Here is a 26,670-nt window from a genome sequence, read left to right on the forward strand (position 1 = left end):
ATACCTATCTTTACTCATAGCAAAAATAGCTCCTTGGTATGTGGATGGTGTGATTGATAATTCGGGTTCGGCTGTTCCACCGCTTAATTATATTATTGGTAGAGAGTTGGAATTTAAAAGCAAAGATACTAATGGGGATATGTATATGCAGGGCGATCATTTTTTTGTGAGTTGTTTTCTAAAAACCCACTGGACGCGTAAAGAAAATTCACCTTATTTTTTTAATAATGAAAATTATTTTATTAGAACATTGTTAAATAAGGATCATTTGATTTTGCAAAGTCAAAAAAATAAAAATATTATTTATGTGAGTTATCATAGTAAAGAAGATCCTTTAACTCCAGCAAATTTTAAAGAACTAACCATGCAAATATTAAAAATTTTAGGTTACGATGTAAGCTTAAATTTGATAGATGAAAATAAAATTGATGGAAAATTTATTAAAAATTTAGATCATGGTTGTGGTATACCTGATAAAGCCTTATTTAGAAAAGAACTTCCTTTAATGCTTGAAAAACTACAAGGAAGAAAATCTTTCATGCAAGAAAATTCCATCTCTTATCCTTGTGGAAATAAAGTGTTTATATTTAAAGATGTGGGTGACAAATTTGAATTAGTGATAAAAGATTAAAACCTTAAAGGTTTTAATCAAGCTTTGCTAAATTGATTAAATCACTTACTTTTTGACAATTTTTCAAGTCCTCGGCTGTGATTTTTAAAGTAAAAAGATTTTTATAAAGCACCATCACAGATACAAAAGCCAAACTATCCCACTCATCTATATCATCAAGTAGCATATCCTCGTTTAAGTCTTCATCTCTATGCATAGCTTCTTTAAGCTCTTCTAAAAATTCAGTTTTTGTCATTATTTCTCCTTTGTGTAAATTAAAATATCTTTTGTGTATAAATCTTTGAAATTCAACACCGCACTTCCCCAGCTAAGCCCTGCACCAAAAGCACTTAAACTCGCTTTAAATTCTTTTGGAGTATCTAGTTCGCAAAGTAGGGCAGGTAGTGAACAAGCGCTTAAATTAGCGTATTTTTCCATGATGAAATTAGGAACTTTATCATCATTAAGTTTTAATTCTTCTTTGATGCAATCAACCAAATACGCATTGGATTGATGAAAAAGATGAAAAGCAATGTCTTTTTCATCTACTTTAGAAAATTCTAAAATTTCTTTAAAGCTTTTAGGTTCGCTTTCCAAAGCCATATTGAAAATATTTGCTCCGTCCATATAAAGATTTTCTAATTGTCTAAACTCCTCAGTTTGCATGAGTGAATCATCGTTGAAAATATCTGCTTTAGGTATTCTCATCGCACCTTTTGGAATGATGAGTTTATCAAAATATTTTCCATCGCTTCCAAGCTCAAAAAAAGCTTCGTTAAAATCCGTTTTTTCAATTAAAGTTGCACTTACTCCATCACCAAAAATAGGAGCTAAATTCATATTTTTAGGGTGGATGAATTTGCTTAAAGTATCTCCACAAATGAGTAAAATTTTACCTAAGCCACTTTGTATTAAAGAATGAGCGACAAATAAGCCGTATAAATACCCTGCACAAGCTTGCCCTAAATCAAAAGCTACAGTTTTGGAGCTTAAATTTAAAAGTTGGTGTAAATAACAAGCCGTAGAAGGCATGAAAAAATCAGGACTTTGAGTTACTACGATGAGTGCATCAAGGCTATTTTTATCTATATTTAAACCTTGTAAAAGTGTATTGGCTGCGTGTTTTCCAAGATCGCTTACGCAAGTGTTTTCATCGCAAATATAACGCGTGTTTAAACCTATGACTTTTTTCATTCTTTTAAGGGTTTTGATATCGTTTGAAAAAACGCTTTCTAACTCATCATCAATGCAAATTTTATGTTCAGGTACGCTTACGCAAATGCCTGAAATTTTGGCTTTATCAAATCTAGTTTTCATGGATTATAAGTCCTTTGAAGTTTAAATTTTGAAATGGAATAAGGGCTGAGTTTTTTTCAAATTCTTTGGAAATTTGTTCTAAAAAGCTCAAAAATGGCATATTTCTTTCGCCTTTTTGATAGTAAAGCCTTGCATTATTGTTTTTAAGATCAAAGAAATGTAAAGCTAGTTCAAAGGCTTTAAAAAACATTCTAGTTTCAAGTTTTCTACCTAAAGCCCTACAAGAAATGCAAAGATCATCGATAAATAAATTTCCTTCTTTACAAGAAAAAACAAAAATAGCGATAATCCCACTATCGCTTAATTTATCACTCATACTCACACTTACAATGAGTTCTTTTTGCATGTGTTGTGCGACTTTTTCTTGATTTAAGCGTGTGTAATTAGCGATAAATTGATTGGTTTTGCCTAAAAGTTCGCTAATGCGAGGGATATTTTGCAGATCATTTTGTCTAAAATCTAAGCTGATTTCAAGATTTTGAAAATATTCTTCATCGCTTAAGCTTTTAAGCTCTTCTCTTAAAGCATTGGCTGCTATATCTTTGGCACGAATTTGATCTTCTTTGGTGTTTGAAAGTTTTAAAAGATTAGGAAAAAGCTTGATTTTATAAAGTATATTTTCATCGCATAAAAGTGTTTTAACACCTGTAAATTTAGTGTTTTCAAGCTCGGCGATATTATCATCTATAAAAAGCATAGCATTAGTATTTATATTAAATTTTTTAGCAATTTTTAAGATATTTTCACCCTTTGGTTCCCAATTGATCATTCTAGCATCAAAATCATCCCATTGTAAGATAAAATCTTTCCTTGTTTCAAAAAGTTTTTTTGCGTCTTTTTCTTCATTTTTTGAAGCTAGGGCAAGTAAAAAGCCTTGTTTTTTAAAAGTTTTAATTTTTTCTTGTAAGGTTTTGTGCAAAGGACTTAAATTAAGATTATCTATACCCTCTTCACCTAAAATTCCTTGATACAAGGTATTATCAAGATCAAGTACAAGAGCTTTAAGAGCGGGTTTTACGAGTGCAGGGATGAGGCTAAGTCCTAAAATTTGTGCTAAAAAAATCAAGGCTTTATTATTAAGCTTAGAGCCTGTAAGTTCTTCTTTAGCTAGGTCTAAAATATCTTCTTCATCAAAATACTCTTTTATGAGTTTTTCTATGTTAAAAATTTCACAATTTAAAATTTTTTTATCTGTTTTAAATTCTCCTAAACTAAGAACTAAAATAGGGTTTTGTGAAATTTTTCTTAGTTCTAAAAGTCTTTCTTCTATAAAATTTTGCACATTATTTTTATAGCGGGTTAAATCTAGCCATAAAAGTTCTAAACTAGCTTCTTTAAAGTTATCAAAACTCAAGCTATCATCATAAGAGCTGAAATTAAACTCAGCTCTTAAATTAGCAAAATGTAAAAAAGGAGCAATGATGCTTTGCACTCCTTCAAAAGCATGATTTCTATGGATATTAACAAGAAGATCTTGACTTTTACTAAAGTCTAACTCTTTGGCAAATTTTATAAGCCCATTGCGTTTTAAATGAGGTGAAAAAAGATTCATTATTTTTCCAAAACCACTGCCATAACAATGGCATTTTTTGTTTTTAATGCTTTTTCTAAAGAATAATTATTTGCCATAAAATATTCGCATTCTTTGATTTTTAAACCTGCATTTTTAAGCAAATCTTTAACTTCATCAGGATGGGAAAATAAATAAATATGGTCAATAGCAGGAGCGTTGATAGGGATGGTTGCAAAAATTTCTCCACCATCATTCAGTAAAGTTTTTACATCTTTCATAAACTGTAAAGGTTGTTCTACGTGCTCCAAGACTTCTCCCATTACAACTAAATCTGCTTTATTGTTGAAATTGCATTTAGTGAAATCTTTACATATAAAATCACATTTAAAATTATTTTGATTAATTGCTCCAAATTGATTTTCTACCATATCTTTGCTCATTTGACAACTTATAGGAGAAATATCTATTCCATAATATTCTATAAATTTTTGACTTCTTAGTGCTTTAACAAAAAATTCTCCATGACCAGGACCGATTTCAAGATAAGTGCTTTTTCGATCTTGTTTTTTATCTATATATTTAGCAAAATATCTTCTAACTTCAATATGAGCATTCCAAATAAAAGAAGATATAGCAAGTCCCACCATGTATTGCTTCATATAATTTTCATTGAAATATACCATATTTTTTACTTCTGCTAAAGTGCTATATCTATATTTTCCAAATTCTATAAAATATTTAGTTTCTTCTAGAGTGTCATTGAGTACAACTATATAACTTTTAGCTTGTTCTTCTAGATTGATGTTTAATGTATCTTTATAATAGATGATAAGTTTTTCTAAATCATTATATTCTTCATCTGAAAGTTGCAATCCATCTAAACATTTTTTATGCAAAGCATTTTTTTCTTCTATGAGTTTAAATAGTTTTTTAGTATTTTTTAACATAATTTCTCCTTAATAGCTTTTAAAAGTTCATTTTGAGATTTTAGCTGACTTAATTCATCTTTGCTAAATTTGATTTCAAATTCTTCTTCTAAACTCATGATGATATCAATATGAGCTAAAGAAGTCCAGTTCTTGCAGTTTTCCATGCTTAAATTTGTATTTTCATCTACTTTGGTTTCAAGTATATTTTCTAAAATTTCATAAAATTGTTTCATTATCGATCTTTCTTATATATGGCTAATTTATCATTGGTCAAGGCTTGACATATTGCTTGAACATATTCTCTAGTATTATAAATTTCTATAAAATTTTTAGCAAAATTTATTTTTTTATAATTTTGCGTTTCTTGAATTATAGGATTAATTTTATTAATATCGCATAAATAAGACTGTTGCAAATCTCTAGCGTAGTAGTCAATAGTTATTGTTTTTTCTTTCCTTTTTTCGTTTATTAAAATACCTTTAAAATTTTTAAAATATCTACAAAAAGTTGTATTTTTTTCTTCTGCGTAATGAACTAGAGCGTGCCCTTCATTTAAACCAAAAATTATATATTTTCCATTCTCTTTGGCTAAAACTTCATAAACACAATTTTCCCCAAAACAACTTGTTGTATCTTTTAAAAATAATTCTTCTTTTGCTCCTTTTATAGCAAAAGAAAATATAGGATCGTTTGTGCGTTTTACTCCTGTTTGTTTGCGAAAATATTCATTTAATGCTCCCATTTTTGTTTTGGAATTTATTTTGTCATAAACTTCATTTTTACAAAAACTATAAGTAAAGGTTGGCATGATCAAAGTGCCTTCCTGACCTATAACTTCAAAAAAACAATTGAGTATAGTCTGTAAAAATTCATTTCTAGAAAGCAAAGGTATGCCAAATTTAAAAAGTTCTGTATGTACACATAAAATATCGCCTCTTTTTATACCTAGTTGATAAAAAGCATCTATTAAATCCTTATCGGAGTATTTTTTGTCATTGTGTTCTAAAAAATATTTCATTTTACTAGTCCATAAAATTTTATTTTTTTCAAAAGTTCTTTAAATTCATAAGCTTGCATATTTAAGATATTGGCTATATCGATGATATCATTCTCTCCATCACAGTAAGCTAGAAAATTACAAGCTAAAGGAATGTCATTGGCAGTGCTAAGGGTATGATATAGTCCTCTTTTGCCAAGATTGGGCTCGCATACTATGGTGTTTTTATATACGGCGTTGATTTCTAGATTTAAAATCATTTCTTGCATGCTTTGAAGTCCACCCATTAAACCTTTTTCAGAGATAAAATTGAGATTATCTTTGCTGGTGTGGTATTGTTCGTATTCTAGGTATCTTGTGCGACATACTCCTACAATGCCAAGATTTACAAGCGGAGCATTGTATTGTCTTTCATCGCTTCCGCGATCCAAAAAACTAAAAGCTTTGAAATTTTCTTTATTTTTAAGCGTATGCAAGGCAACTTTATCGCTTAGAGTGTTTTCTTTAGGTGTATGTATGAGTGAGTAAGCATGATCATCGCCTAAGCAAGAAAGCACAAAGCCTGCTTTAACATATTTTTTTAAATGCTCTAAATGTTTGCTAAGATAGACTATAGACCCTATGGTTTCAGGGATGATGACAAAGCGGTAATTATATTTTCTTTCTTTTAAACCCAAAAGCCATTTTGCTAGGAAAATAGCCACCACAGGGCCACTAAGCTCGTTATTTGCCATGGAAGGATGACAAAGATAGGTTGAAATTAAAATTTCATCTTTTGAATTTTGCGTACTAGGTAGGATAAAATCAGCATAGTCCAAAACCCCATTTTCATCATGTTTTGCATCGATATAAACTTTGTATTTGCCTTTTTTAAGTTTTTTTCTTTCATTATGCGTGAGACAAAATCCCCAACGCCTTTTGTAATAACTCGTTACATAAGGAATAGCATCGGGCATTTCTTCTATGGAGTAAAGATGATCTTGAAGTTCTTCTAGTTCGATTTCTTTATCGATAGCTTCGCTATAGTTTAGAAGGTGTAGATTATGCTTTTTAAAATCACAAATTTTTTCTCCTTCTGGAGTGATGATATAGGCTTCTTTGGCGTTCCATTCATCAGGGACTATCCAGTCAAAAACCTTTGTACCACTTTTTATAGAGTGAAATTTGAGTATCCCCCCCCCCGCCCAGAGTTTTATTTAAAATTTCTAAGCTATCTCTAAAACCTTGCCCTGTGATACTTCTAGGGATAGGAAAAAGTTCACAAGCTAGTTCATACATAGCCTTTCCAGTTTGGCTAAAATCTTGGCTTCTAAAGTCTAGCTTATCCACAATATCCCTTTTTAACTTTTTCAAGAATGCTAAATAAAGTATCTTTGACAAATTTTGCATCTTTTAGATTCATTTCTTGATGACAAGGTATGCTAAGCTCGGCTTTGTAAAAATTATCCGCATTTTGGAGTTTGATTTCCCCTAAGAGTTTTTTATAAAAACTAAACTCATAAGTAGGTTTGTAATGCACCTGTACACCAACTCCTGCATGAAGCAAGCTTTCAAAAAGCTCTTCTTTTTGACAATAAAATTCAGGAAAAAGCAAGATAGGGTATAAATGTCTTGAGCTTTTTTTATAATTTTTGATTTTTATCGTGGAAAAATAAGGATTTTTTTCAAATTCTTTATCGTAAAAACTTGCGATTTCTTCTCTTTTTTCAAGATTATGATCGAGTTTTTTAAGCTGGTTTATCCCTAAAGCACAAGCAACATCACTTAAGCGGTAATTATAGCCAAGTTCTACCATATCGCTATCCCAAAGCCTTTTTTTAACAATACCATGGCTTCTTAAAAGCTTGATTTTATCGATAAGCTCTTCATTATCACTCACCACAGCCCCACCTTCAAAAGTAGTGATAGGCTTAACAGGGTGAAAAGAAAATATAGAAAGATCGGCTTTTTTTCCTACTTTTTCACTTTTATACAAAGCACCTAAAGCATGGCTTGCATCATCGATTAAAGGGATATTGTATTTTTTAGCAAGGCTTGAAATTTCATCTATTTCAACGCTATTTCCCCCAAAATCCACCACGCTAATAGCTCCTATATTTTTACTATCTTTTAAAAGTCTTGCTTCTAGTTTTTTTTCATCAATATTGCCATCGTTTTTAATGTCGATAAACTCTACCTTAGCTCCAGCTATTAAGGCCGCATTAGCCGTAGCAGCGAAGGTTAAAGGAGTGGTTAAAACGATTTTTTCTTTGATGCCTAGTGCTGTATAGGCAAGATGAAGGGCTGAAGTGGCTGAGTTTAATACACAAGCGTGTTTTACGCCCACATATTCACAAAGGGCTTCTTCAAATTCATCTACCTTTTTACCCCCTGTTAAAATTTCATCTTTTAAAGCTTTTGTAAGCGCATCTATATCGCTTTGATCGATGTTTTGATGAGAATAAGTAAGCATTTTAAAAACCTTCGGTGTGATTGATGATTTCTAAAAGTTCTTTTTCGCTTGTCCATAAAGGATTATTATCCGAACTATAAGAAAAACCATCTTTTACCTTTTGTCCTTTTTCGCCTAGGGCATTGATACTAAAGTCATTATCTTTATCTACAAGTTTAATGCTAGGGCTTATGGCATAGTAGTTTTCAAATTCATAGGTTAAATGACTATCATCGCTTGAAATCATGATTTCATGTAGTTTTTCTCCTGCTCTTATGCCTATGATTTTATGGCTTAAATTAGGAGCTAGAGCATGGGCTAGATCGGTGATTTTCATCGAAGGAATTTTAGGGATAAAGATTTCTCCTCCATGCATTCTTTCAAAATTACTCAGTACAAATTTTACTCCATCTTCAAGGCTGATCCAAAAACGAGTCATTCTCGTATCGGTGATAGGAAGTTCTTTAGCTCCTTCGCTGATGAGTTTTTTAAAGAAAGGCACCACTGAACCTCTTGAACCTACAACATTGCCATATCTTGTAACACCAAAGCGTGTTTGCTTGTTACCTGCTATGTTGTTTGCAGCGACAAAAAGCTTATCGCTTGCAAGTTTGGTTGCACCGTATAAATTTACAGGATTGCAAGCCTTATCCGTACTAAGAGCGATACATTTTTTAACCCCATTTTCAAAACAAGCATCTATGACATTTTGCGCGCCGTGGATGTTTGTTTTTATACATTCCATAGGGTTATATTCAGCAATAGGCACATGCTTCATCGCAGCAGCATGTATAACAAAATCCACATCACGCATAGCAGTGCTTAAACGCTCTTTGTCTCTTACATCTCCTATGAAATAACGCATGCAAGAAGCGTTAAAAACGCTTGCCATTTCAAATTGTTTAAGCTCATCACGAGAATAAATGATGATTTTATTAGGTTTATAATTTTCTAGCAAAACCTTAGTATAGGTTTTTCCAAAAGAGCCTGTTCCGCCTGTGATTAAGATATTTTTTTTGTTAAACATTTTGCCTTCCTTTGCTTAAGTTTTTTAAAATTAAAGCAACAAGTGTTCCTATTTTAAAATTCTTGGCAAGGTTATGCCCGTTTGAGCTTGATACTTGCCTTTTTTATCTTTATAAGTGGTGTCACATTTTTCATCACCTTGTAAAAACAACACTTGTGCTATGCCTTCATTAGCATAAATTTTTGCAGGTAAAGGCGTAGTATTTGAAATTTCTATAGTAATATGTCCTTCAAAACCTGGTTCAAAAGGGGTAACATTGACGATGATACCACATCTTGCATAAGTGCTTTTGCCAAGACAAATAGCTAAGACATCATCAGGCATTTTAAAATACTCTATAGTTCTAGCTAGGGTAAAAGAATTTGCAGGAACTATACATACATCACCTTCAAAATCTACTACATTTTCTTCTACGAAATTTTTTGGATCCACTACAGTTGAATTAACATTGGTAAAAATTTTAAACTCACGTCCTACGCGTATATCATAACCATAGCTTGAAAGTCCATAGCTTACCACACCTTTTCCTATATTTGCTTCGCAAAATGGTTCGATCATCTTGTGTTCTAATGCCATTTTTCTTATCCAATTATCCGCTTTTAAGCCCATTTTTAACCTTTTAATATTTGTAATTGTTTGTAAGGATTATAACCTAAAAAATCTATATTTTTTATGATTTTTTTCTTTTTTAAAGTTAAATTTCAAGTTTTTTTATATAATACAAGGTTAAGTTCTTAAATTTTGTAGGAGAATTTTATGACAAAAGAAGAAATTAAAGAGTTAGTAAACCTTTTTGCTGAAGCAAATATTAGTAAAATTAAGATCAAAGAACAAGATGGTTTTGAAATAGAACTTGAAAGAGATATGTGCTGCGATGTTCCAGCTCCTGTTTGTCCTCCAGTTCCAGCTCCACAACCTATCAATGTAAGCGTTGTAAACGAAGCTCAACCTAGTCAAAGTGTAAAATCAAACAAACCAAGTATAAATAGCCCTATGGTAGGAACTTTCTATCAAGCTCCAAGTCCAGGTGCAGCACCTTTTGTAAAAGTAGGCAGTACGGTTAAAAAAGGCGATACTATAGCTATTATCGAAGCGATGAAAATTATGAATGAAATTGAAGCGGAATTTGATTGTAGGATCGCTGAAATTTTAGTTGCTGATGGTCAGCCTGTAGAATTTGGAATGCCTTTATTTGCGGTGGAGAAATTATAAAATGGAAATTAAAAGCATATTAATTGCTAATCGTGGAGAAATAGCACTGCGTGCTTTAAGAACGATTAAAGAAATGGGTAAAAAAGCAATTTGTGTGTATTCTGAAGCAGATAAAGATGCTTTGTATTTAAAATACGCTGATGCAAGCATTTGTATAGGCAAAGCAAGAAGTTCTGAAAGCTATTTAAATATCCCAGCTATTATTACAGCAGCTGAAATTGCTGAAGCAGATGCGATTTTTCCAGGATACGGATTTTTAAGCGAAAATCAAAATTTTGTTGAAATTTGTGCTAAACATAACATCAAATTTATAGGTCCTTCTGTGGAAGCTATGAATTTAATGAGTGATAAATCAAAAGCAAAACAAGTCATGCAAAGAGCAGGCGTACCTGTGATCCCAGGAAGCGATGGGGCTTTGGCAGGAGCTGAAGCAGCTAAAAAACTTGCCAAAGAAATAGGTTATCCTGTGATTTTAAAAGCAGCTGCAGGTGGTGGTGGTCGTGGTATGCGTGTGGTTGAAAATGAAAAAGATCTTGAAAAAGCGTATTGGTCGGCTGAAAGCGAGGCTATGACAGCATTTGGCGATGGAACTATGTATATGGAAAAATACATACAAAATCCACGCCATATAGAAGTACAGATTATAGGAGATAGTTTTGGGAATGTGATTCATGTGGGCGAAAGAGATTGTTCTATGCAAAGACGCCATCAAAAACTTATAGAAGAATCCCCTGCGATTTTGCTTGATGAAAAAACACGCACTAGGCTTCATGAAACTGCTATTAAGGCAGCTAAAGCCATAGGATATGAAGGTGCGGGAACTTTTGAGTTTTTAGTAGATAAAAATTTGGATTTTTATTTTATAGAAATGAATACGCGTTTGCAAGTTGAACACTGTGTAAGTGAAATGGTAAGTGGGATTGATATCATAGAACAAATGATTAAAGTAGCAGAAGGTTATGCTTTACCATCTCAAGAAAGTATTAAATTAAATGGGCACTCTATAGAATGTAGAATCACAGCCGAAGATTCCAAAACTTTCTTGCCAAGTCCAGGTAAGATTACTAAATACATTCCACCAGCAGGACGCAATGTCAGAATGGAAAGTCATTGTTATCAAGACTATAGCGTGCCTCCTTATTATGATTCTATGATAGGCAAACTTGTAGTTTGGGCAGAAGATCGCAATAAAGCTATTGCAAAAATGAAAGTAGCTTTAGATGAGTTGCTTATAAGTGGGATAAAAACAACCAAAGATTTTCATCTTTCTATGATGGAAAATCCTGATTTTATTAATAATAATTACGATACAAATTATCTTGCAAGACATTAAAATTTCCCTATTAAAGGGAAATTTTAATTGTAATTTTTATCTTAAATATTCTATATTGATTTTAGAGCGGAGTTTATCAAAATAATCCTGTATAAAATTTTGTCTTTGTTCACTTACATAAGCGTTTAAAACTTCATTTTTAACTTGTTCATATTCAGGAGTTTGTGCCCCATCTCTGCTTTTAACTTCATAGAGTTCATAGCCATTTTTTCCATTTAAAACAGGGGAAAAGCCTCCAACAGGAATTTGTGATAAAAGCCCTAAAAGTCTTGGATCGGCATTACTTGTGTTTAAAGATGCATTTTGTGGTTTAAGGATTGTTTTTTTTGTATTTTTGATATTTTCTAAAGTTTGAGGATTGTTTGATAGATAAATATTTGCATTAATTTGTGTATAAAAAGTGAATTTATCTTTATTTTGTTCGAAAAATTTTTTTGCTCCATCATCACTAAAATCAGTTTTTGCCATACTTGCGATTTTTTCATAAAGCTTTCTTTTTTCTAAGTCTTTTTTAAAATTTGCACGAAATTGTTCATAGCTTTGATTTTTGGATTTTAAATTTGCTTTGAAAGCATTTAAAGTCGTTTTGTTTTGAGCAAGCATTTTATTTATAGCATCATCAAGCTCTAGATCATTGACTACAATACCTAGTTGTTTCATTTGTGAAATTTCCATTTTTTCATTGATGAGTACGCCTAAAGCTTTATTTCTATCAATTTTAAGTACTTTCATAGTTTGATCTATATCATAAGTTGTGATAGGCTCTTTGTCTACAACTACAGCTATAGCATTAATGGTATTTGCACTAGCTAAACTTGCAAAAAATGCAAAACTTAATAAAATTTTTTTCATTTCAAACCTTTATTTAAGTATAAATATCGCATTATATCAATAAAAATTTAAGAAAAGGCAAAAAATGCACGAAAAACTTACAACGCGTTTTGCTCCAAGCCCAACAGGGTATTTGCACATAGGTGGACTTAGAACAGCTCTTTATAATTATTTATACGCTAGAAAAAATGGTGGAAATTTTTTACTTCGTATCGAAGATACGGATTTAAAAAGAAATTCCAAAGAAGCTACTAAAGCAATTATCGAAGCTTTTAAATGGTGCGGTTTAGAACATGATGGAGAAGTAACTTACCAATCAGAGCGTTTTGATCTTTATAAAGAATATGTTAAAAAGCTTTTAGATGAAGGCAAGGCGTATTATTGTTATATGAGTAAAGAAGAATTAGAAGAATTGCGCGCCAAGCAAGAAGCTGCCAAAGAGCGCCCAAGATATGATGGAAGATATAGAGAATTTACAGGCACGCCACCTCAGGGTATAGAGCCTGTTGTGCGTATTAAAGCACCTCAAAGCGGTGAGATTGTTTTTAAAGATGGGGTTAAAGGCGAGGTGAGATTTAAAGCAGAGGATATAATGGATGATTTTATCATTGCAAGAAGTGATGGAACTCCAACTTATAATTTTACTGTTGTTATTGATGATGCTTTAATGGGGGTAAGTGATGTGATTCGCGGAGATGATCATCTTTCAAATACTCCTAAACAAATTGTGCTTTATGAGGCATTGGGTTTTAAAATTCCTAAATTTTTTCATGTGGCTATGATACATGGAGAAGATGGTAAAAAGCTTTCAAAAAGACATGGGGCAACTGATGTTATGGAATACAAAGAAATGGGAATTTTACCTCAAGCTTTGCTTAATTTTCTTGTGCGTTTAGGTTGGAGCCATGGTGATGATGAGGTTTTTTCATTAGAAGATTTGAAAAAACTTTTTGACCCTTATCATATTAATAAAAGCGCATCTTGTTATAATGCTAAAAAGCTTGAATGGCTTAACGCTCATTATATTAAAACTTTGCCTTTTGAAGAGATTAACCGTCAGCTTAAGGATCTTGGCTTTGATTTATCTGTTTATGAAAAGGCAGGATTTTTACTTGATTTATTAAGAGAGCGTGCAAAAACCTTGCATGATATTATCAATGGTGCAAAAAGTATAGTTAATGCGCCGCAAAATTATGATGAAAATGCAGTACAAAAATTTATTAACAAAAATAATTTAGAATTGCTCCAAGCATTTGCTAATACACTTAAAGATCAAAAAACAGGTAAAGATTTTGAAGATTTTACAAATGATTTTTTAGAAAAAAAAGAAGCAAAGTTAAAAGATTTGGCTCAGCCTATACGCATAGCTTTAACAGGGAGTGCGGTAAGTCCTAGTATTTTTGAAGTATTAGAATTTTTAGAGGTTGATGAGTGCAAAAAAAGAATAGAAAATTTTTTAAAAGTTAGAGGAAAATAAAATGAATTTAAAAGAAGAAGCTTTAAAATACCATTTAGGTGGGAAAATTGATATTGTACCAAGTAAGCCAATGGCTACAAGCCATGATCTATCTTTGGCGTATAGCCCAGGAGTTGCAGAACCTTGCCTTGAAATCGCTAAAGATAATGAGCTTGCTTATACTTATACAAATAAGGCTAATTTAGTAGCTATAGTTAGTGATGGTTCTGCTGTTTTAGGACTTGGAAACATAGGAGCGCAGGCTTCAAAACCTGTTATGGAAGGTAAGGCTTGTTTGTTTAAAAAATTTGCAAATGTCAATGCTTATGATATAGAAATTGATGTTCATAGTGTGGAAGAGATTGTAAATTTTTGCAAAGCTTTGGCTCCAACTGTAGGCGGGATAAATTTAGAAGATATAGCTGCTCCAAAATGTTTTGAAATCGAAGCGGCTTTGCAAGATTTAGGAATTCCTGTAATGCACGATGATCAGCACGGAACAGCTATTATTTCAACTGCGGGACTTATGAATGCTATGGAAATAAGTGGTAAAAAATTTAAAGACATCAAAGTAGTTGTAAGTGGTGCAGGTGCCGCAGGTATAGCAAGTGCTAAAATGTATAGAAATTTAGGGGTCGAAAATATTATTTTAGTAGATAGCAAAGGAGTGATTTCTAAAGATAGAAATGATTTAACTCCTCAAAAGCTTGAATTTGCTGTTGATTCTAAGGAAAAGACTTTAAAAGAAGTTTTAAAAGGAGCTGATGTTTTCCTAGGACTTAGTGCACCAAAAATTCTTGATGATGAAATGGTTTTAAGCATGGCAAAAGATCCTGTGATTTTTGCTTTGGCAAATCCTATTCCTGAAGTGATGCCTGAAGATGTAGCTAGACTTAGAAAAGATGCGATTGTAGGAACAGGAAGAAGTGATTATCCAAATCAAATCAATAATGTTTTAGGTTTTCCTTTTATTTTCCGTGGGGCTTTAGATGTGCGTGCAAGTAAAATCACTGAAAATATGAAAGTAGCGGCTGCTAAAGCATTAGCAGATCTTGCAAAACTTCCTGTAAGCGATGCGGTTAAAAAAGCTTATAATTTAAGCACTTTAGAATTTGGAAGAGATTATGTTATACCAAAACCTTTTGATGAAAGAGTAAAAGCTGCAGTAAGTACAGCTGTAGCAGCAGCTGCGGTAAAAGATGGTGTGGCTAAGGTGAAAAATTTTGATGAGAAAGCTTATTTTGAAAGCTTAAAATGAAAAATATTCATTGTATCAATCATCCATTGATCGAACATAAATTAGGAATTTTAAGGGCTAAAGAGACAAAGCCCTTTCAATTTCGTATGTTAATCGATGAAATTTCATCTTTTTTGCTTTTTGAAGCGAGTAAAGATTTTTCTTTAAAAGAAATTGAAATTTCAACACTTATACAAAAAACTACAGTAAAAAAACTTGATGAAAAGATTATGATTTGTCCTATTTTAAGAGCTGCATTAGGAATGCTTGAAAGTGTTTTTAAGATGATTCCTGATGCAAGTGTTGGGTTTTTGGGGTTTGTGAGAAATGAAGAAACTTTAAAGGCGGATTTTTATTTTCAAAAACTTCCCAAAGATGCAAAAAAACGCACTGCTATTGTTATAGATCCTATGTTTGCTACAGGTGGGACTGCTATAGAGGCTTGTAATTTTTTAAAAAGCCAAGGAGTTAAAAAAATAAAATTTATATCCATACTTGCTGCTCCACAAGGTTTGAAAAAATTTAGCCAAATGCATGATGATGTAGAAGTTTTTGTGGCTTGTATTGATGAAGGTTTAAATGAAAAAGGTTATATTATCCCAGGGCTTGGAGATGCAGGAGATAGAGTGTTTAACACTCTTTAAAAGAGATGATTTTTGGAAAAATTGATTATATTAATCTTTTACCTTTACATATATATCTTAAGAAATATCCCCTACCTAATGGTTATAAAGCAAGTATGGAGTATAAAAAAGGAGTTCCAAGTAAGCTAAATAAAGATTTATTTTATAGAAGAATTGATGCAGCTATCATTTCAAGCATAGAAAGTGCTAGAAAAAAATATAAAAATTTAGATTTGGGTATTTGTGCTAATAAAAGAGTTTTAAGTGTATTAGTAGAAAAAAATACATCAAATGCCAAAGATCCAAGTTCAGCAACTTCAAACGCTCTGGCTAAAGTATTAAAACAAGATGGAAAAGTAATTATAGGTGATAAGGCTTTAAAGCTTTATCTAAAAGATCCTTCTAAATATATCGATTTATGTGCAAAATGGCACGAAAAAACAGGATTGCCTTTTGTTTTTGCTAGATTTTCTTGTGTGCAAAAAAAAGCTTTATATAAACAAATTTTGAAAAAATTTCCAAAAACAAAGATTAAAATTCCCTATTATATACTTCAAAAATATGCCAAAACAAGGGATTTAGATGTAAAAGATGTTAGATATTATTTAGATGAAGTTATATATCATAAAATTTCTACCAAAGAAAAAACAGCCTTAAAGCGTTTTGTAAAGGCTTGCAAGGCTTTAAATCTTGCTTAGTGTTCAAATTCTCTAAGTTCCTTAACTGTTCCAAGGAGAATTACAACATCTCCACTATAAACTGTCGTGGTTTCTAAATCAGGTAGTATTTCCCAGTCGCTATTTAATTTTTTATAAGAAATCACTTTCATATTTTGTGCTACATGTTTTAAAGAATTTCCTGCTAATTTTTCATCTATATTGATCTTAATAGCTCGTATAGTATTTGCTGAAAGATCAAAAACTTCATAATCAGCATCTTTGGTTAAAAATTCTTTTACTAGTCTTTTAGCACTTTCTTTTTCAGGATAAATAACCTTTGTGGCGCCTAACTTAGAAAGAATTTGACCATGGATATTAGAGGTTGCTTTAGCAATGATATTTTTAACACCTATATCTTTAAGCGCCATAAGAGTAAGGATTGATTTTTCAACATTTTCTCCTATGCTGACAATAACAACTTCAACATCATGAAAGCCTGCTTCTTTTAGGGCTGAAATATTTGTAGAATCTAAAATATAAGCATAGCTTGGAGGATTTTGTATGCTTTTTAAAGCTTCCTCATCTTTATCTGCAACGATAACAGTATGACCTCCAGCAATGAGTTCATCTGCTACAACTGAGCCAAATTTTCCAAGTCCTATAATTCCATAATTAAGATTTTTCACGATTTTACCTTTATAAATTAACCTTTCCTTCAGGGAATTTTAAATGAATAGATTTGTCTTGTTTGAATACCGAGAGTAAAAAAGCAAAAACACCTATCCTACCACTTAGCATCATAATGATGATAATTACCTTGCTAGGATCACTAAACAAAGCGCATAAAGATAAAGTTCCACCATTTCCTACTGAAATTCCTACAGTTGCAAAAGCTGAAGAAGTTTCAAAAAGCAAGGCTATAAAATCAAATTTTGACTCTAGCAAGGAAAGCAAAATAACAGCTATTACTATATAAACAGCTGAACCTACAGCTATGATAAAAGCTTTAGATATAGTTTCTCTTGGAATTTCATGTCCAAAAATTCTAACTCTTCCATCGCGGATACTCCAATAAGCATAGAGCAATAAAACCATTACAGTTGTTACTTTCATACCCCCAGCTGTTCCACCTGGTGCACCACCAATAACCATAAACAATGATCCAAAAAATAAGCTTGCATCATGCAAATGTCCCATATCTAAGGTATTAAATCCTGCTGTACGGTAGTTAATAGCGATAAAATATGAGCTTAAAATTTTATCAAAAAATGAAAAATGTCCTATAGTTTGAGGATTTGAGTATTCAAAAGCAAAAATAATAAGTGTTGAAGAGAGTATAAGAAAAATACTTGCAACAACAACTATTTTTGTATGTAGGCTTAAATTTTGCAATTTTTTTCTTTGAAAAAAGTATAATTCAACCAAAACAAAATATCCAAGCCCTCCAATAATAATCAAAGAAGTGATAATAAGATTAATTGTTATATCATGTTTATAAGCTATAAGCCCATGTTCAAATATAGTAAACCCAGAATTATTAAAAGCGCTAATAGAATGAAAAATTCCAAACCATAAAGCTTTCTTAAAATTCATTTCAAGGGCAAAACGCATGGTGAGAAGTATAGCACCTATCAATTCTATAGTAAAAATGAACAGCAACACCTTTTTAAAAAATTTAAATAAACCATCCATTGATGGATAAAATAAAGACTCTTTTAGTAAATTTCTTGCACTAAAACCAACTTTTTTGCGTATGAGTATATAAACAAATAAACCTATACCCATATATCCTAAACCGCCAATTTGTACTAAAGCTAAGATAATAATTTGCCCTGCTAAAGTAAAATCAACCGCAGTGTTTTTAACTACTAATCCTGTCATACTAACAGCAGATGTGCTTGTAAAAAAGGCATCTAAAAAATCAATAGGGGTTGTATGTGCCCAACTTGAATGTAGCAATAAAGCCCCAAACAATGCAATAATAATATAACCAGCTAGTAAAATTTTAAAAGTTCGTCTATCTAGTCCAAATTGTTTCAAAAAATTTCCATTTGATAATGATCTAAAGCGGGTATTCTATCTTATTAAAACTTTAAGGGAAATAAAATTTTATTTTTGTATTTAAACTCAAATTAAAGAAAAAAAGATACAATTGTATTTTTAATTTATCAAACATTGTGGTTGGATAGCTCAGTCGGTAGAGCAGCAGACTGAAAATCTGCGTGTCGGCAGTTCGATTCTGCCTCTAACCACCACTTTATCTTTTAAAAAAATCACATCACATACTTTTTTATATAAGATTGAAATATCTAAAGAATTTAAAAATTATTTTTTAAAGAGAGAATCTATAGCTTATACATATACATAGAATGGTGGATTTAGCAGGACTCGAACCTGCGACCAACCGGTTATGAGCCGGTTGCTCTAACCAACTGAGCTATAAATCCGCCTAAGTTGAATTAAAAGATAAAATTATATCTTATTAATGCTTAAAAATATTTTATTTAGCCTTTATATCCGTCCAAAAATATCTAAAAGTGATTAAATGCTGTAAAATTCCAAAAAAAATCATAAAAATAGTAAAAGAACTTCCACCATAACTAAAAAAAGGCAAAGGGATCCCAACTACTGGTGCAAAACCTATAGTCATTGAGATATTTACTGCCGCGTAAATAAAAATAAATAATGCAACGCAATTAATAGCAACTCTAGCAAAATAATCATCTTTAAGTTTATAATTTAAACTAAGTAGATGAAAAATAAGTAAAATATAAAATATAATTAATGTTAATCCCCCAATAAATCCAAATCTTTCTATCATGTAAGCGAAGATAAAATCGCTAGTTGAAATAGGTAAAAATTTAAAATGAGTTTGTGTAGCTTCATCTTGAGATTTTCCAGTTAAACCACCATTTCCAATAGCTATCATTGATTGGGTTACTTGATAACTTGGTTTTTCTGAAATAAAATCATGAATTCTTTGCTTTTGGTAGGGCTTTAAAAGATGTGTATAAATAATAGGAGAGCTAACGCTTATAGCTATAACAATACTTAACCAAATTTTATAATGAACTCCCATGATAAAAAGCACTCCAAAACCAACAAGTAGTAAAACCATAGCACTTCCTAAATCAGGTTCTTTTGCAATTAGCAAAAAAGGCAAGATGATGTAAAAGCTAAGTTTGATGAATTGTTTAAGTTTGTATCCATTTTTTGGAGGAGGATTTTGATAAATAAGATAGGCAAGCATTAAAATAAAACTAGGTTTAAAAATTTCAGAAGGTTGTATAGTAAAGTGAGTAAAAGGAATTTCAAGCCATCTTTTAGCACCTAATTTTTCAACCCCAAAAATATCTACGCTTAGCAATAAAAAAATATTAATCCAATAAGCAACAGGAATAATCCAAATAAATTTCCTTATGGGAAAGAAGAAAAAAACCATAAAAGCAAACAATCCCACACAGGCATAAACAAACTGTTTTTCTGCTAAAAAAGGATTAGCTTCAAAGATTAAGAAAAATGAAATAAGAATTATGGGTAAAAATAAAATGGGTTGCATATAGTCAAAATGAGTTAAAATTCTTCTATCTAATCTAAACAAAATTTGCCTTCAGTTGGTAATATAAAGCTATAATTATAAACTAAAATTTTAAATTTATCAAAACCTCTAAGGAAAAAATGCAAACTTTTTTAGTAGATGAAAATTCAAGGCTTGATGTATTTTTGGCTAAAAAATTAAACCAAAGTCGCAATCAAGTTGCTTTACTTATAGAAAAAGATTGTGTACAGGTTAATGATAAAATTCAAGATAAAAATTCATTTAAGCTTAAAAATGGTGATATTATTTCTATTGCAAGTTTAAAGCTTTGCAATGAGATAAAACCTCAGTTTGAAGTGGATTTTGATATTGATGTGTTATACGAAGATGAAGACTTGCTTGTTTTAAATAAACCTTCAAATTTAGTCGTTCATGGAGCAAGTAGCGTTAAAAATGCCACTTTGGTGGATTGGTTAATAGAAAAAAAATATACTTTATCAAATTTAGGAGGAGAGATAAGAGCTGGTCTTGTCCATAGATTAGATAAAGATACAAGCGGATCTATACTAATAGCGAAAAATAATTTCACCCATCAAAAATTAAGTGAACAGCTTGCAGATAAAAGCATGGGAAGAATTTACCTTGCGTTAATTGATTTGCCACTAAAAGAAGATAAAATTATAGTAGAAAAATTTTTAATGCGTTCGCCTTCTAATGCTATTAAAAAAATAGCCATAGATAAGGAAAATAAATTCAGTAAAAACGCAAAATCAGCTTTTATAAATGTAGTAAAAACTGAAAACTTAACTTTGATGGCTGCTAAGCTTTTCACAGGAAGAACTCATCAAATTAGAGCGCATTTAGCTAGTTTAAATCGCCATATTTTGGGTGATGGTTTGTATGGTTATAACGGTAAGTATGATTGTAGGATAATGCTACATGCTTATTTTTTGTATTTTATCCATCCAAAAACCAAAGAGCAAATTTTTGTTAAAGCACCTTTGATGGAAGATTTTAAAAATATTATGTTTGAACAAATTAATTTAGGAGAGAATGATGAAAAGATTTCGCTTGAGTTTTTACTTGAGTTTTTTAACTCTTTTGCTTAGTGCTTGTAGTGTTTCGCAAATGAATTCGCTAGTTTCAAGCAAAGAGCCTGCTGTAAATGAGAGCTTGCCAAAGGTTGAAAGTTTAAAAAATCTTAGTGATATGAGTAACATTGCTTTTGAATGGGAGCCTTTATATAATGAAAATATCAAAGGATTTTATCTGTATCGTTCTAGCGATGAAAATCCTGATTTTAAACTTGTAGGTACTATTAAAGATAAGTTTCAAACTCATTATGTAGATACTAAATTAGAGCCTGGTACTAAGTATCGTTATATGATGAAAAGCTTTAATGAACAAGGACAAATTTCAGAAGATGGCAAGGTTATAGAAGTGAGCACAGCTCCAAGACTTGAAGCTGTTCCTTTTGTTCAAGCTGTGACTAATTTGCCTAATCGTATTAAACTTATTTGGCGTCCGCATCCTGATTTTAGGGTTGATTCTTATATTATTGAAAGAACCAAAGGTGATGATAAAGAATTTAAAAAAATTGCAGAAGTAAAAAATCGTTTAAACGCTGAATACATCGATAGTGATTTAAAACCTAATGAAAATTCAAGTTATAGAATTATTGCTGTGAGTTTTAATGGGATAAAGAGTGAGCCAAGTCAAGTTGTAAGTTCTACAAGCAAGGCTTTACCTCCTCAAGTTGAGCATTTAAGTGCTAGTACAGATGGTTCTAATAAAATCATTTTAACTTGGGATGCTCCTACGTATGAAGATTTTTCTTATTATAAAGTTTATTCTACGAGCTCAAGTTTCCTTCCTTTTAGTGTTTTGGCAAAGACTGATAAAAATTCTTATGAGGATATAGTAGAAGGAGCAGGTAAAAGCAAGTATTATAAAGTAACAATGGTCGATAAAGATGGTCTTGAAAGTCCTATGCCAAAAGATGGTGTAGAAGGTAAAACTTTAGGCAACCCTTTGGCTCCTAGTATTATTTTGACCCAAAGCACAAGTGAAGGGATAAATTTAGAATGGAGTGATAATGATACTAGAGCTGTTGAGTATGAAATAAGACGCTATGGTGGGGAGCAAAATGCAGTTTTTAAAGGGATTAAAGAAAAGCGATTAAAAGATGTAAAAGCTTTACCAGGGGTGGAATATAGTTATGAAGTTATTGCTATTGATTCAGCTGGACTTCGTTCAGAACCTTCAAGCAAAGTTAAGGCGGCTCAGTAGTGCCAAATTTTAAAAGTAAAAAGATCAAAGAAATAAATCTGCCTTATAGTAAGGATGATGTTGAATTTCTTTGGCTTGCTAAGAATGATAATGTTAGTCTTATTTATACAAAGGTTCAAGAAGAGAGTTTTTTTCTGCAGATTAAAAAAGCACAAAATGGTTTTGTGATTAAAGGCGATAAACATACAAAACCTTCTAAAATAGGTTATTTGCAAAAGGCTTTAAAAATCTTTAAAGAAGGTTTTTGTGAGGATATTATCAATGAAGCTTTTGGACTTAAAAACAATGCTTTAATTGAAAAAACACCATTTATCGTTGACAATTTTGATGAGCTTTTGTCTAGGCTTCAAGGTAAAATTTATATAGAAATAGGCTTTGGATCAGGAAGACATTTGCTTTATCAAGCAAAAGAAAATCCAAATGTTTTAATTTTAGGGGTGGAAATTTACAACCCAGCTTTAACTCAAGTGGCTAAACTTGCTAAAGCACAAAATGTAAATAATATTTTGCTAATCCAAAGTGATGCGAGATTGTTATTGAGTGTATTAAAATCAAAATCAGTTGAAAAGATTTTTCTACATTTTCCTGTTCCTTGGGACAAAAAGCCTCATAGGCGAGTTATTGGGAAAGATTTTTGCAAAGAATGTGCTAGGGTTTTAACCCAAAATGGTCGTTTTGAACTTAGAACAGATAGTTTTGAGTATTTTAATTTTACTCTAGAACAATTTTTGACTTTTCCTGTTCCAAAATTTAGTCTTAGAAAAAATGAAAATTTAGAAATTTCAAGCAAATATGAAGATAGATGGAAAAAGCAAGAAAAAAATATATATGATCTTTGGGTGTGGAATTTTAACCAAGAGTGTAAAAACTATGAGTTAAATGAATTTAATCTCTCATCGGTTGAATTTTCTAAAGAGGATTTGAAAAAAATAGAGCAGAACTTTAAAAATATTACTATAAAAAAAGATGATTTTTTCTTGCATTTTGAAAGCATCTATAAACAAGATGAGAATTTGCTTTTAAAGGTTGCTTTTGGAGCTTTTAATAAGCCTGAACATTGTTATTTGCATCTTGATAAAACGATTGATTTTGCTTTTAAAGAGCCATTTAAAATTCAAGAAAATATTAAAGCGATAAATGAATTAAAAGAAATTTTAAAAGTTCAGTTTAAAATATAATTTTTCTTGAAAATTAAGCAAAAATAAAGCATAATTTAAAAATTTAAAAAGGGAAATTAAGGAAAAAGGATGCCTAATTTAATCCAAGCAAATAAACTTACTTTAGGTTATGATGAACTAGTTATTAAAGAAGCGAGTTTTGCTTTTAAGGATGATGATTTTGTTTTTATTACGGGTAAAAGTGGGAGTGGTAAGAGTACGCTTTTAAAGTCTTTTTATGGAGATTTAGAACCTATTTCTGGTAAACTTGAAGTATGTGGATCTTTGATGAATAAAATTGGAAATTTAGAACTTTTAAAATTACGTCAAAGAATAGGGATTATTTTTCAAGATTATAAACTTGTACAAGAATATAGTGTTGAAAAAAATGTTATGTTGCCTTTAATGATTAAAGGTTATAGCAAAAAAGTATGTCATGATCAAGCTGCTAAGCTTTTAAAGCATGTAAATTTAACTTTTAAAGCAGATAAATTGCCTAATCAACTTAGCGGTGGTGAGCAACAACGCGTCGCTATGGCTAGGGCTTTAGCTCATAATCCAAAGCTTTTGCTTTGCGATGAGCCAACGGGAAATTTGGACGAGTATTCTTCTGATATTATATGGACTCTTTTAAAATCTGCTAGAGAGCTTTTAGGAACTTGTGTTATAGTGGTAACACATAGAATTCCTAGTAATTTAAGAGTGGATTATCGTCGTTTTAATATAGAAAATGGAAAAATGAATGAAATTTTTTAAAACACATTTATCTTTAATTTTACCTTTACTTTTTATGATGTTTGCTTTTGAATTTATTTTGGTTACAAATGCAACTTTAAAGCATTATGAAGAACTTGTTAATAAAGATTATAATATTATAGTTGTCAGCAAAACTAAACTTGATCAGAATGTAGTAAAAACAAAAGTACCATTTTTTGCTGGACTTGAATCTTTAGATCCTAAGGGTTTAATTGATCGTTTGAAAAATGATGTTTCTGAAAAGAATTTGAAAGTTTTAAAAGATTCTCTACCAAAATTTTATACTTTAAAATTAAATTCTTTGCCCGATCAAAATGAACTAAATTCGATTAAAAATCAACTTTTAAATATTGTAGGTGTTAGTAAGGTTGAAACTTTTTCCAAAACCCATGATAAGATATACTCTTTGCTTATTTTGATGAAATTTGTTTTTTGGTTATTTTTGTTTATCATTATTTTACTTGCCTTTGTTTTGTTTTTAAAACAGATGAGAATTTGGCTTTATGAACATACCGATCGTATTGAAATTATGTGTTTATTTGGAGCTCCGTTTTGGTTTAGATCTTTTATGCTTTATAAGGTGGTTGTGGTTGATTGTTTTATTGCTTTTGTTATTTTACTTGCCTTTTTTACCCAAATTTTTGATCTTTCTATTATCCAAGAAAGTTTAAAGGCTGTAGATATTATTTTTCCACCTATTAATTTTATTTTACATTTGACTTTAATTTTTTTAGCTACTTTGTTTATTTGCTTGTTGTGTGTAAATACGGTTATGTTTAAGGTTAAAAGATGAGAAAAAATATTCTTATCTTTTTTTGTTTTTTTTTGTTTGTTGATATAAGTTTAGCAAACGCTATAAATGAAAAAACAAAAAGTTTAGAAGAAAATAAACGCATACAAGAACAGTTAAATAAAAAACTTGAAGATTTGGCTAGCGATATTTTAAATGGTGAAAAAAGTTTGAAAGATCTAAGTTTGCAAATTGAAAGCTTAAATTCACAAACTTCTAAGCTTGAAGCAAGTGCTAAGGCTCAAAATCAAGAGTTAAACACCCTTACAAGCCAAAATGAAGATTTGCTTAAAAGTAAATCAAATATGGAAGGTAAGCTTATATCTTTAATGGCTAAAGATTTTGCTTATGATTTACCTATCCCTCAAGGCTATATTGAAAGTGAAGAAAGTTTTATGGCTTTTGAAATTTTAGGAAGTTTAAACAAAGTTTTAAATGAAGAAATTTTTAAAATTTCTAAAGATTATGAGGGAGTAAGCAGGCTTATTGATGATAAACAAGCTCAGATTAAGAAAATCAATGAAAGTCTTAAGGATTACAACGCTCAATTAGCCAAGCTTCAAAGTTTAAAACAAAAACAAATTAGCGAAATTAATAAACAAAAAACAGATCGAACCATATATGCAAAAAAACTCGATGACTTACAAGCTCAGCAAGAAGAGCTTAGAAAAACATTAAATCAATTAAAAATTATTAATAATAAAGAAGGTGCAAATTTAAACAAAAATGATACTAAAATAGTAAAAAATAATCAACAAATAAGGCAATTAGGTTCAAGCTATCAAGGAAGTTCAGTCAAGCGTTACACAGGAAAAAAAACCATAGCTCCATTGGATTCTTTTACTGTGAAGCAAAAATTTGGAAATTATGTTGATCCTGTTTACAATCTTAAAATTTTTAACGAGAATGTAGTTTTAAGAAGTAATAAAAGCGATGCAGTTGTTAAAAATGTGCTAGATGGAAAAATAGTTTTTGCTAAAGATACTAGTATGTTAGCTCGAGTTGTTATTGTTGAACATGATAATGGCATACATACAATATACGCACATTTAGATAAGATTGCTCCTAATATTAAAGTTGGTAAGAATATTAAAAAAGGTGCCGTAGTGGGTAGAATAAAAAATGATCTTACTTTTGAAGTAACTCAAAAAAATTTTCATATCAATCCTTTGGAACTCATTAGCTTAAATTAGCTAAATTTAATGGAATTTAAAATATAATTTCAAGTTAAATAAGGAGAAATAATGCAAGAGAGAAAAAGAGTTTTAGTAAAATTTTCAGGAGAGGCTTTAGCAGGTGAAAATGGCTTTGGTATAGAAAATTCTATTTTAAAATTCATAGCTTCAGAGATTAAAGAACTTATAAAAAATCAAATAGAAGTAGGCATAGTTATAGGCGGTGGTAATATTATTCGCGGAGTAAGTGCTGCTAAGGGCGGATTGATTAAAAGGACAAGTGGAGATCATATGGGAATGCTTGCTACAGTTATCAATGCTATTGCTATACAAGAAGCTTTGGAAAGCTCTGGACTTGAAGTTAGGGTTCAAAGCGCCATTCAGATGGAAGCATTTTGTGAAACTTATATTATGAGAAGAGCGCAAAGACACTTAGAAAAGGGTCGTGTTGTGGTTTTTGCTGCAGGTACTGGAAACCCTTATTTTACTACGGATACAACAGCTATTTTAAGAGCTGTGGAAATTGATGCAGATATGGTAATAAAAGCTACAAAAGTTAATGGAGTTTATGATAAAGATCCAAAACAATTTGATGATGCAGTATTTTTAAATACTTTAAGTTATGATGAGGCTATGCAAGATAATATTAAAGTGATGGATGATACAGCTATAGCTTTAGCTAAAGATAACAAACTTCCTATTGTGGTTTGTAATATGTTTGAAGAGGGTAATTTACTTAAAATCATACAAGGTGATACTAGCCTTTGTTCAATCGTTAAAAATAATTAAG

General features: G+C 31.0%; 27 protein-coding genes, 2 tRNA genes and 1 pseudogene. 15 read left to right on the top strand and 15 right to left on the bottom strand.

The window, feature by feature from the left end:
• Positions 1-631, top strand: a 631-nt coding sequence (locus AJ882_RS09690; protein WP_261659913.1) for a DUF2920 family protein, incomplete at its 5' end; no start/stop codon positions are given.
• Positions 632-644: 13 nt separating this feature from the next.
• Here the strand turns inward: AJ882_RS09690 and AJ882_RS08505 are convergent.
• The 10 genes and pseudogenes from AJ882_RS08505 to dcd form a co-directional block, all read right to left on the bottom strand.
• Positions 645-866 carry an acyl carrier protein gene (locus tag AJ882_RS08505; protein ID WP_002789840.1) on the bottom strand — a complete coding sequence of 74 codons (222 nt, stop codon included), beginning with the start codon at positions 864-866 and terminating at the stop codon, positions 645-647.
• On the bottom strand, positions 866-1,927 hold the full coding sequence (locus tag AJ882_RS08510; protein ID WP_011049944.1) for a beta-ketoacyl-ACP synthase III: 1,062 nt from the start codon (positions 1,925-1,927) through the stop codon (positions 866-868). The genes AJ882_RS08505 and AJ882_RS08510 overlap by 1 nt, the downstream gene beginning before the upstream one ends.
• Positions 1,917-3,479: an HAD family hydrolase gene (locus AJ882_RS08515; protein WP_002867328.1), complete on the bottom strand. Its 1,563-nt coding sequence runs from the start codon at positions 3,477-3,479 to the stop codon at positions 1,917-1,919. Before AJ882_RS08515 ends, AJ882_RS08510 begins: the two co-directional genes overlap by 11 nt.
• The gene (locus AJ882_RS08520; protein ID WP_002788411.1) at positions 3,479-4,387 is read right to left on the bottom strand and encodes a class I SAM-dependent methyltransferase; all 909 of its coding nucleotides are present in this window, start codon (positions 4,385-4,387) and stop codon (positions 3,479-3,481) included. The genes AJ882_RS08515 and AJ882_RS08520 overlap by 1 nt, the downstream gene beginning before the upstream one ends.
• Positions 4,381-4,605, bottom strand: coding sequence for an acyl carrier protein (locus tag AJ882_RS08525; protein ID WP_032591391.1), 225 nt, complete (start codon positions 4,603-4,605; stop codon positions 4,381-4,383). Before AJ882_RS08525 ends, AJ882_RS08520 begins: the two co-directional genes overlap by 7 nt.
• On the bottom strand, positions 4,602-5,387 hold the full coding sequence (locus tag AJ882_RS08530) for an AAC(3) family N-acetyltransferase (RefSeq protein ID WP_070279740.1): 786 nt from the start codon (positions 5,385-5,387) through the stop codon (positions 4,602-4,604). The genes AJ882_RS08525 and AJ882_RS08530 overlap by 4 nt, the downstream gene beginning before the upstream one ends.
• Positions 5,384-6,695 (bottom strand): annotated as a pseudogene (locus AJ882_RS08535) (DUF4910 domain-containing protein). The gene AJ882_RS08530 and the pseudogene AJ882_RS08535 overlap by 4 nt, the downstream one beginning before the upstream one ends.
• Positions 6,688-7,818 (bottom strand): UDP-4-amino-4,6-dideoxy-N-acetyl-beta-L-altrosamine transaminase, encoded by a 1,131-nt coding sequence (pseC, locus tag AJ882_RS08540; protein WP_011049942.1) that lies wholly within the window; start codon positions 7,816-7,818, stop codon positions 6,688-6,690. Before pseC ends, AJ882_RS08535 begins: the two are co-directional and overlap by 8 nt.
• 1 nt (position 7,819) lies before the next feature.
• A complete protein-coding gene (gene pseB, locus AJ882_RS08545; RefSeq protein ID WP_002859335.1) occupies positions 7,820-8,824 on the bottom strand; it encodes a UDP-N-acetylglucosamine 4,6-dehydratase (inverting) in 1,005 nt (334 codons plus the stop codon).
• Between the two features lie 48 nt (positions 8,825-8,872).
• Positions 8,873-9,433 carry a dCTP deaminase gene (gene dcd, locus AJ882_RS08550; RefSeq protein WP_002859334.1) on the bottom strand — a complete coding sequence of 187 codons (561 nt, stop codon included), beginning with the start codon at positions 9,431-9,433 and terminating at the stop codon, positions 8,873-8,875.
• Between the two features lie 147 nt (positions 9,434-9,580).
• Between dcd and accB the strand changes: the two genes are divergently transcribed.
• Both accB and AJ882_RS08560 read left to right on the top strand, forming a co-directional pair.
• Complete coding sequence (gene accB / locus AJ882_RS08555) at positions 9,581-10,036, top strand: acetyl-CoA carboxylase biotin carboxyl carrier protein (RefSeq protein ID WP_002853623.1); 456 nt, start codon at positions 9,581-9,583, stop codon at positions 10,034-10,036.
• Position 10,037: 1 nt separating this feature from the next.
• Complete coding sequence (locus tag AJ882_RS08560; protein ID WP_002867331.1) at positions 10,038-11,369, top strand: acetyl-CoA carboxylase biotin carboxylase subunit; 1,332 nt, start codon at positions 10,038-10,040, stop codon at positions 11,367-11,369.
• 36 nt (positions 11,370-11,405) lie between these two features.
• Here the strand turns inward: AJ882_RS08560 and salC are convergent, their stop codons facing one another.
• Positions 11,406-12,221 (bottom strand): peptidylprolyl isomerase SalC, encoded by an 816-nt coding sequence (gene salC, locus AJ882_RS08565; RefSeq protein WP_011049941.1) that lies wholly within the window; start codon positions 12,219-12,221, stop codon positions 11,406-11,408.
• Between the two features lie 64 nt (positions 12,222-12,285).
• Here salC and gltX point away from each other — a divergent pair, with 64 nt between their 5' ends.
• From gltX to AJ882_RS08585, 4 genes are read left to right on the top strand one after another with little or no spacing between them, the layout of a single operon-like run.
• Positions 12,286-13,677, top strand: a complete 1,392-nt coding sequence (gene gltX / locus AJ882_RS08570) for a glutamate--tRNA ligase (protein ID WP_011049940.1) — start codon at positions 12,286-12,288, stop codon at positions 13,675-13,677.
• Between the two features lies 1 nt (position 13,678).
• Positions 13,679-14,914 carry a malic enzyme-like NAD(P)-binding protein gene (locus tag AJ882_RS08575; RefSeq protein WP_002867333.1) on the top strand — a complete coding sequence of 412 codons (1,236 nt, stop codon included), beginning with the start codon at positions 13,679-13,681 and terminating at the stop codon, positions 14,912-14,914.
• A complete protein-coding gene (gene upp, locus AJ882_RS08580; RefSeq protein WP_002867334.1) occupies positions 14,911-15,537 on the top strand; it encodes a uracil phosphoribosyltransferase in 627 nt (208 codons plus the stop codon). Before AJ882_RS08575 ends, upp begins: the two co-directional genes overlap by 4 nt.
• A gap of 5 nt (positions 15,538-15,542) precedes the next feature.
• Complete coding sequence (locus AJ882_RS08585) at positions 15,543-16,214, top strand: MqnA/MqnD/SBP family protein (protein WP_002867335.1); 672 nt, start codon at positions 15,543-15,545, stop codon at positions 16,212-16,214.
• Here AJ882_RS08585 and AJ882_RS08590 read toward each other — a convergent pair.
• Together AJ882_RS08590 and AJ882_RS08595 are read right to left on the bottom strand one after the other, a co-directional pair.
• A complete protein-coding gene (locus tag AJ882_RS08590; RefSeq protein ID WP_002853664.1) occupies positions 16,211-16,861 on the bottom strand; it encodes a potassium channel family protein in 651 nt (216 codons plus the stop codon). The genes AJ882_RS08585 and AJ882_RS08590 overlap by 4 nt on opposite strands.
• A 10-nt stretch (positions 16,862-16,871) precedes the next feature.
• The gene (locus AJ882_RS08595) at positions 16,872-18,215 is read right to left on the bottom strand and encodes a TrkH family potassium uptake protein (protein WP_002867336.1); all 1,344 of its coding nucleotides are present in this window, start codon (positions 18,213-18,215) and stop codon (positions 16,872-16,874) included.
• 139 nt (positions 18,216-18,354) lie between these two features.
• On the opposite strand from AJ882_RS08595, the gene AJ882_RS08600 reads away from it, so the two are divergent.
• Positions 18,355-18,430 (top strand) — tRNA-Phe (locus AJ882_RS08600).
• A 115-nt stretch (positions 18,431-18,545) separates the two neighbouring features.
• Here the strand turns inward: AJ882_RS08600 and AJ882_RS08605 are convergent.
• Both AJ882_RS08605 and AJ882_RS08610 read right to left on the bottom strand, forming a co-directional pair.
• Positions 18,546-18,622, bottom strand: a tRNA-Ile gene (locus AJ882_RS08605).
• 53 nt (positions 18,623-18,675) lie between these two features.
• A complete protein-coding gene (locus AJ882_RS08610; RefSeq protein ID WP_002887899.1) occupies positions 18,676-19,776 on the bottom strand; it encodes an FtsW/RodA/SpoVE family cell cycle protein in 1,101 nt (366 codons plus the stop codon).
• A gap of 77 nt (positions 19,777-19,853) precedes the next feature.
• Here AJ882_RS08610 and AJ882_RS08615 point away from each other — a divergent pair, with 77 nt between their 5' ends.
• The 7 genes from AJ882_RS08615 (at position 19,854) to pyrH (ending at position 26,669) form a co-directional block, all read left to right on the top strand.
• Positions 19,854-20,822, top strand: coding sequence for an RluA family pseudouridine synthase (locus tag AJ882_RS08615; protein ID WP_002867338.1), 969 nt, complete (start codon positions 19,854-19,856; stop codon positions 20,820-20,822).
• The gene (locus AJ882_RS08620) at positions 20,767-22,002 is read left to right on the top strand and encodes a fibronectin type III domain-containing protein (RefSeq protein WP_074482847.1); all 1,236 of its coding nucleotides are present in this window, start codon (positions 20,767-20,769) and stop codon (positions 22,000-22,002) included. The genes AJ882_RS08615 and AJ882_RS08620 overlap by 56 nt, the downstream gene beginning before the upstream one ends.
• On the top strand, positions 22,002-23,180 hold the full coding sequence (gene trmB / locus AJ882_RS08625) for a tRNA (guanosine(46)-N7)-methyltransferase TrmB (RefSeq protein ID WP_011049923.1): 1,179 nt from the start codon (positions 22,002-22,004) through the stop codon (positions 23,178-23,180). The genes AJ882_RS08620 and trmB overlap by 1 nt, the downstream gene beginning before the upstream one ends.
• Positions 23,181-23,249: 69 nt before the next feature.
• Positions 23,250-23,915, top strand: coding sequence for a cell division ATP-binding protein FtsE (locus AJ882_RS08630; protein ID WP_002856386.1), 666 nt, complete (start codon positions 23,250-23,252; stop codon positions 23,913-23,915).
• Positions 23,902-24,708 carry an ABC transporter permease gene (locus AJ882_RS08635; RefSeq protein WP_002867341.1) on the top strand — a complete coding sequence of 269 codons (807 nt, stop codon included), beginning with the start codon at positions 23,902-23,904 and terminating at the stop codon, positions 24,706-24,708. Before AJ882_RS08630 ends, AJ882_RS08635 begins: the two co-directional genes overlap by 14 nt.
• Positions 24,705-25,898, top strand: coding sequence for a murein hydrolase activator EnvC family protein (locus AJ882_RS08640; protein WP_002867342.1), 1,194 nt, complete (start codon positions 24,705-24,707; stop codon positions 25,896-25,898). Before AJ882_RS08635 ends, AJ882_RS08640 begins: the two co-directional genes overlap by 4 nt.
• Before the next feature lie 51 nt (positions 25,899-25,949).
• On the top strand, positions 25,950-26,669 hold the full coding sequence (gene pyrH / locus AJ882_RS08645) for a UMP kinase (RefSeq protein ID WP_002854049.1): 720 nt from the start codon (positions 25,950-25,952) through the stop codon (positions 26,667-26,669).
• The last annotated feature ends 1 nt before the right edge of the window (position 26,670 follow it).

Origin of the sequence: Campylobacter sp. BCW_6461 (assembly GCF_001762735.1) — a bacterium.
Lineage (GTDB): Bacteria > Campylobacterota > Campylobacteria > Campylobacterales > Campylobacteraceae > Campylobacter_D > Campylobacter_D jejuni.

Coding starts and splice junctions, on each gene's coding strand:
- AJ882_RS08520 (WP_002788411.1), bottom strand. CDS start 4,387: ATGTTAAAAAATACTAAAAAACTATTTAAACTCATAGAAGAAAAAAAT.
- AJ882_RS08585 (WP_002867335.1), top strand. CDS start 15,543: ATGATTTTTGGAAAAATTGATTATATTAATCTTTTACCTTTACATATA.
- AJ882_RS08615 (WP_002867338.1), top strand. CDS start 19,854: ATGCAAACTTTTTTAGTAGATGAAAATTCAAGGCTTGATGTATTTTTG.
- AJ882_RS08640 (WP_002867342.1), top strand. CDS start 24,705: ATGAGAAAAAATATTCTTATCTTTTTTTGTTTTTTTTTGTTTGTTGAT.
- AJ882_RS08530 (WP_070279740.1), bottom strand. CDS start 5,387: ATGAAATATTTTTTAGAACACAATGACAAAAAATACTCCGATAAGGAT.
- pyrH (WP_002854049.1), top strand. CDS start 25,950: ATGCAAGAGAGAAAAAGAGTTTTAGTAAAATTTTCAGGAGAGGCTTTA.
- AJ882_RS08575 (WP_002867333.1), top strand. CDS start 13,679: ATGAATTTAAAAGAAGAAGCTTTAAAATACCATTTAGGTGGGAAAATT.
- accB (WP_002853623.1), top strand. CDS start 9,581: ATGACAAAAGAAGAAATTAAAGAGTTAGTAAACCTTTTTGCTGAAGCA.
- dcd (WP_002859334.1), bottom strand. CDS start 9,433: ATGGGCTTAAAAGCGGATAATTGGATAAGAAAAATGGCATTAGAACAC.
- AJ882_RS08635 (WP_002867341.1), top strand. CDS start 23,902: ATGAAATTTTTTAAAACACATTTATCTTTAATTTTACCTTTACTTTTT.
- AJ882_RS08630 (WP_002856386.1), top strand. CDS start 23,250: ATGCCTAATTTAATCCAAGCAAATAAACTTACTTTAGGTTATGATGAA.
- AJ882_RS08505 (WP_002789840.1), bottom strand. CDS start 866: ATGACAAAAACTGAATTTTTAGAAGAGCTTAAAGAAGCTATGCATAGA.
- AJ882_RS08560 (WP_002867331.1), top strand. CDS start 10,038: ATGGAAATTAAAAGCATATTAATTGCTAATCGTGGAGAAATAGCACTG.
- pseC (WP_011049942.1), bottom strand. CDS start 7,818: ATGCTTACTTATTCTCATCAAAACATCGATCAAAGCGATATAGATGCG.
- AJ882_RS08515 (WP_002867328.1), bottom strand. CDS start 3,479: ATGAATCTTTTTTCACCTCATTTAAAACGCAATGGGCTTATAAAATTT.
- AJ882_RS08620 (WP_074482847.1), top strand. CDS start 20,767: ATGATGAAAAGATTTCGCTTGAGTTTTTACTTGAGTTTTTTAACTCTT.
- upp (WP_002867334.1), top strand. CDS start 14,911: ATGAAAAATATTCATTGTATCAATCATCCATTGATCGAACATAAATTA.
- salC (WP_011049941.1), bottom strand. CDS start 12,221: ATGAAAAAAATTTTATTAAGTTTTGCATTTTTTGCAAGTTTAGCTAGT.
- gltX (WP_011049940.1), top strand. CDS start 12,286: ATGCACGAAAAACTTACAACGCGTTTTGCTCCAAGCCCAACAGGGTAT.
- AJ882_RS08510 (WP_011049944.1), bottom strand. CDS start 1,927: ATGAAAACTAGATTTGATAAAGCCAAAATTTCAGGCATTTGCGTAAGC.
- pseB (WP_002859335.1), bottom strand. CDS start 8,824: ATGTTTAACAAAAAAAATATCTTAATCACAGGCGGAACAGGCTCTTTT.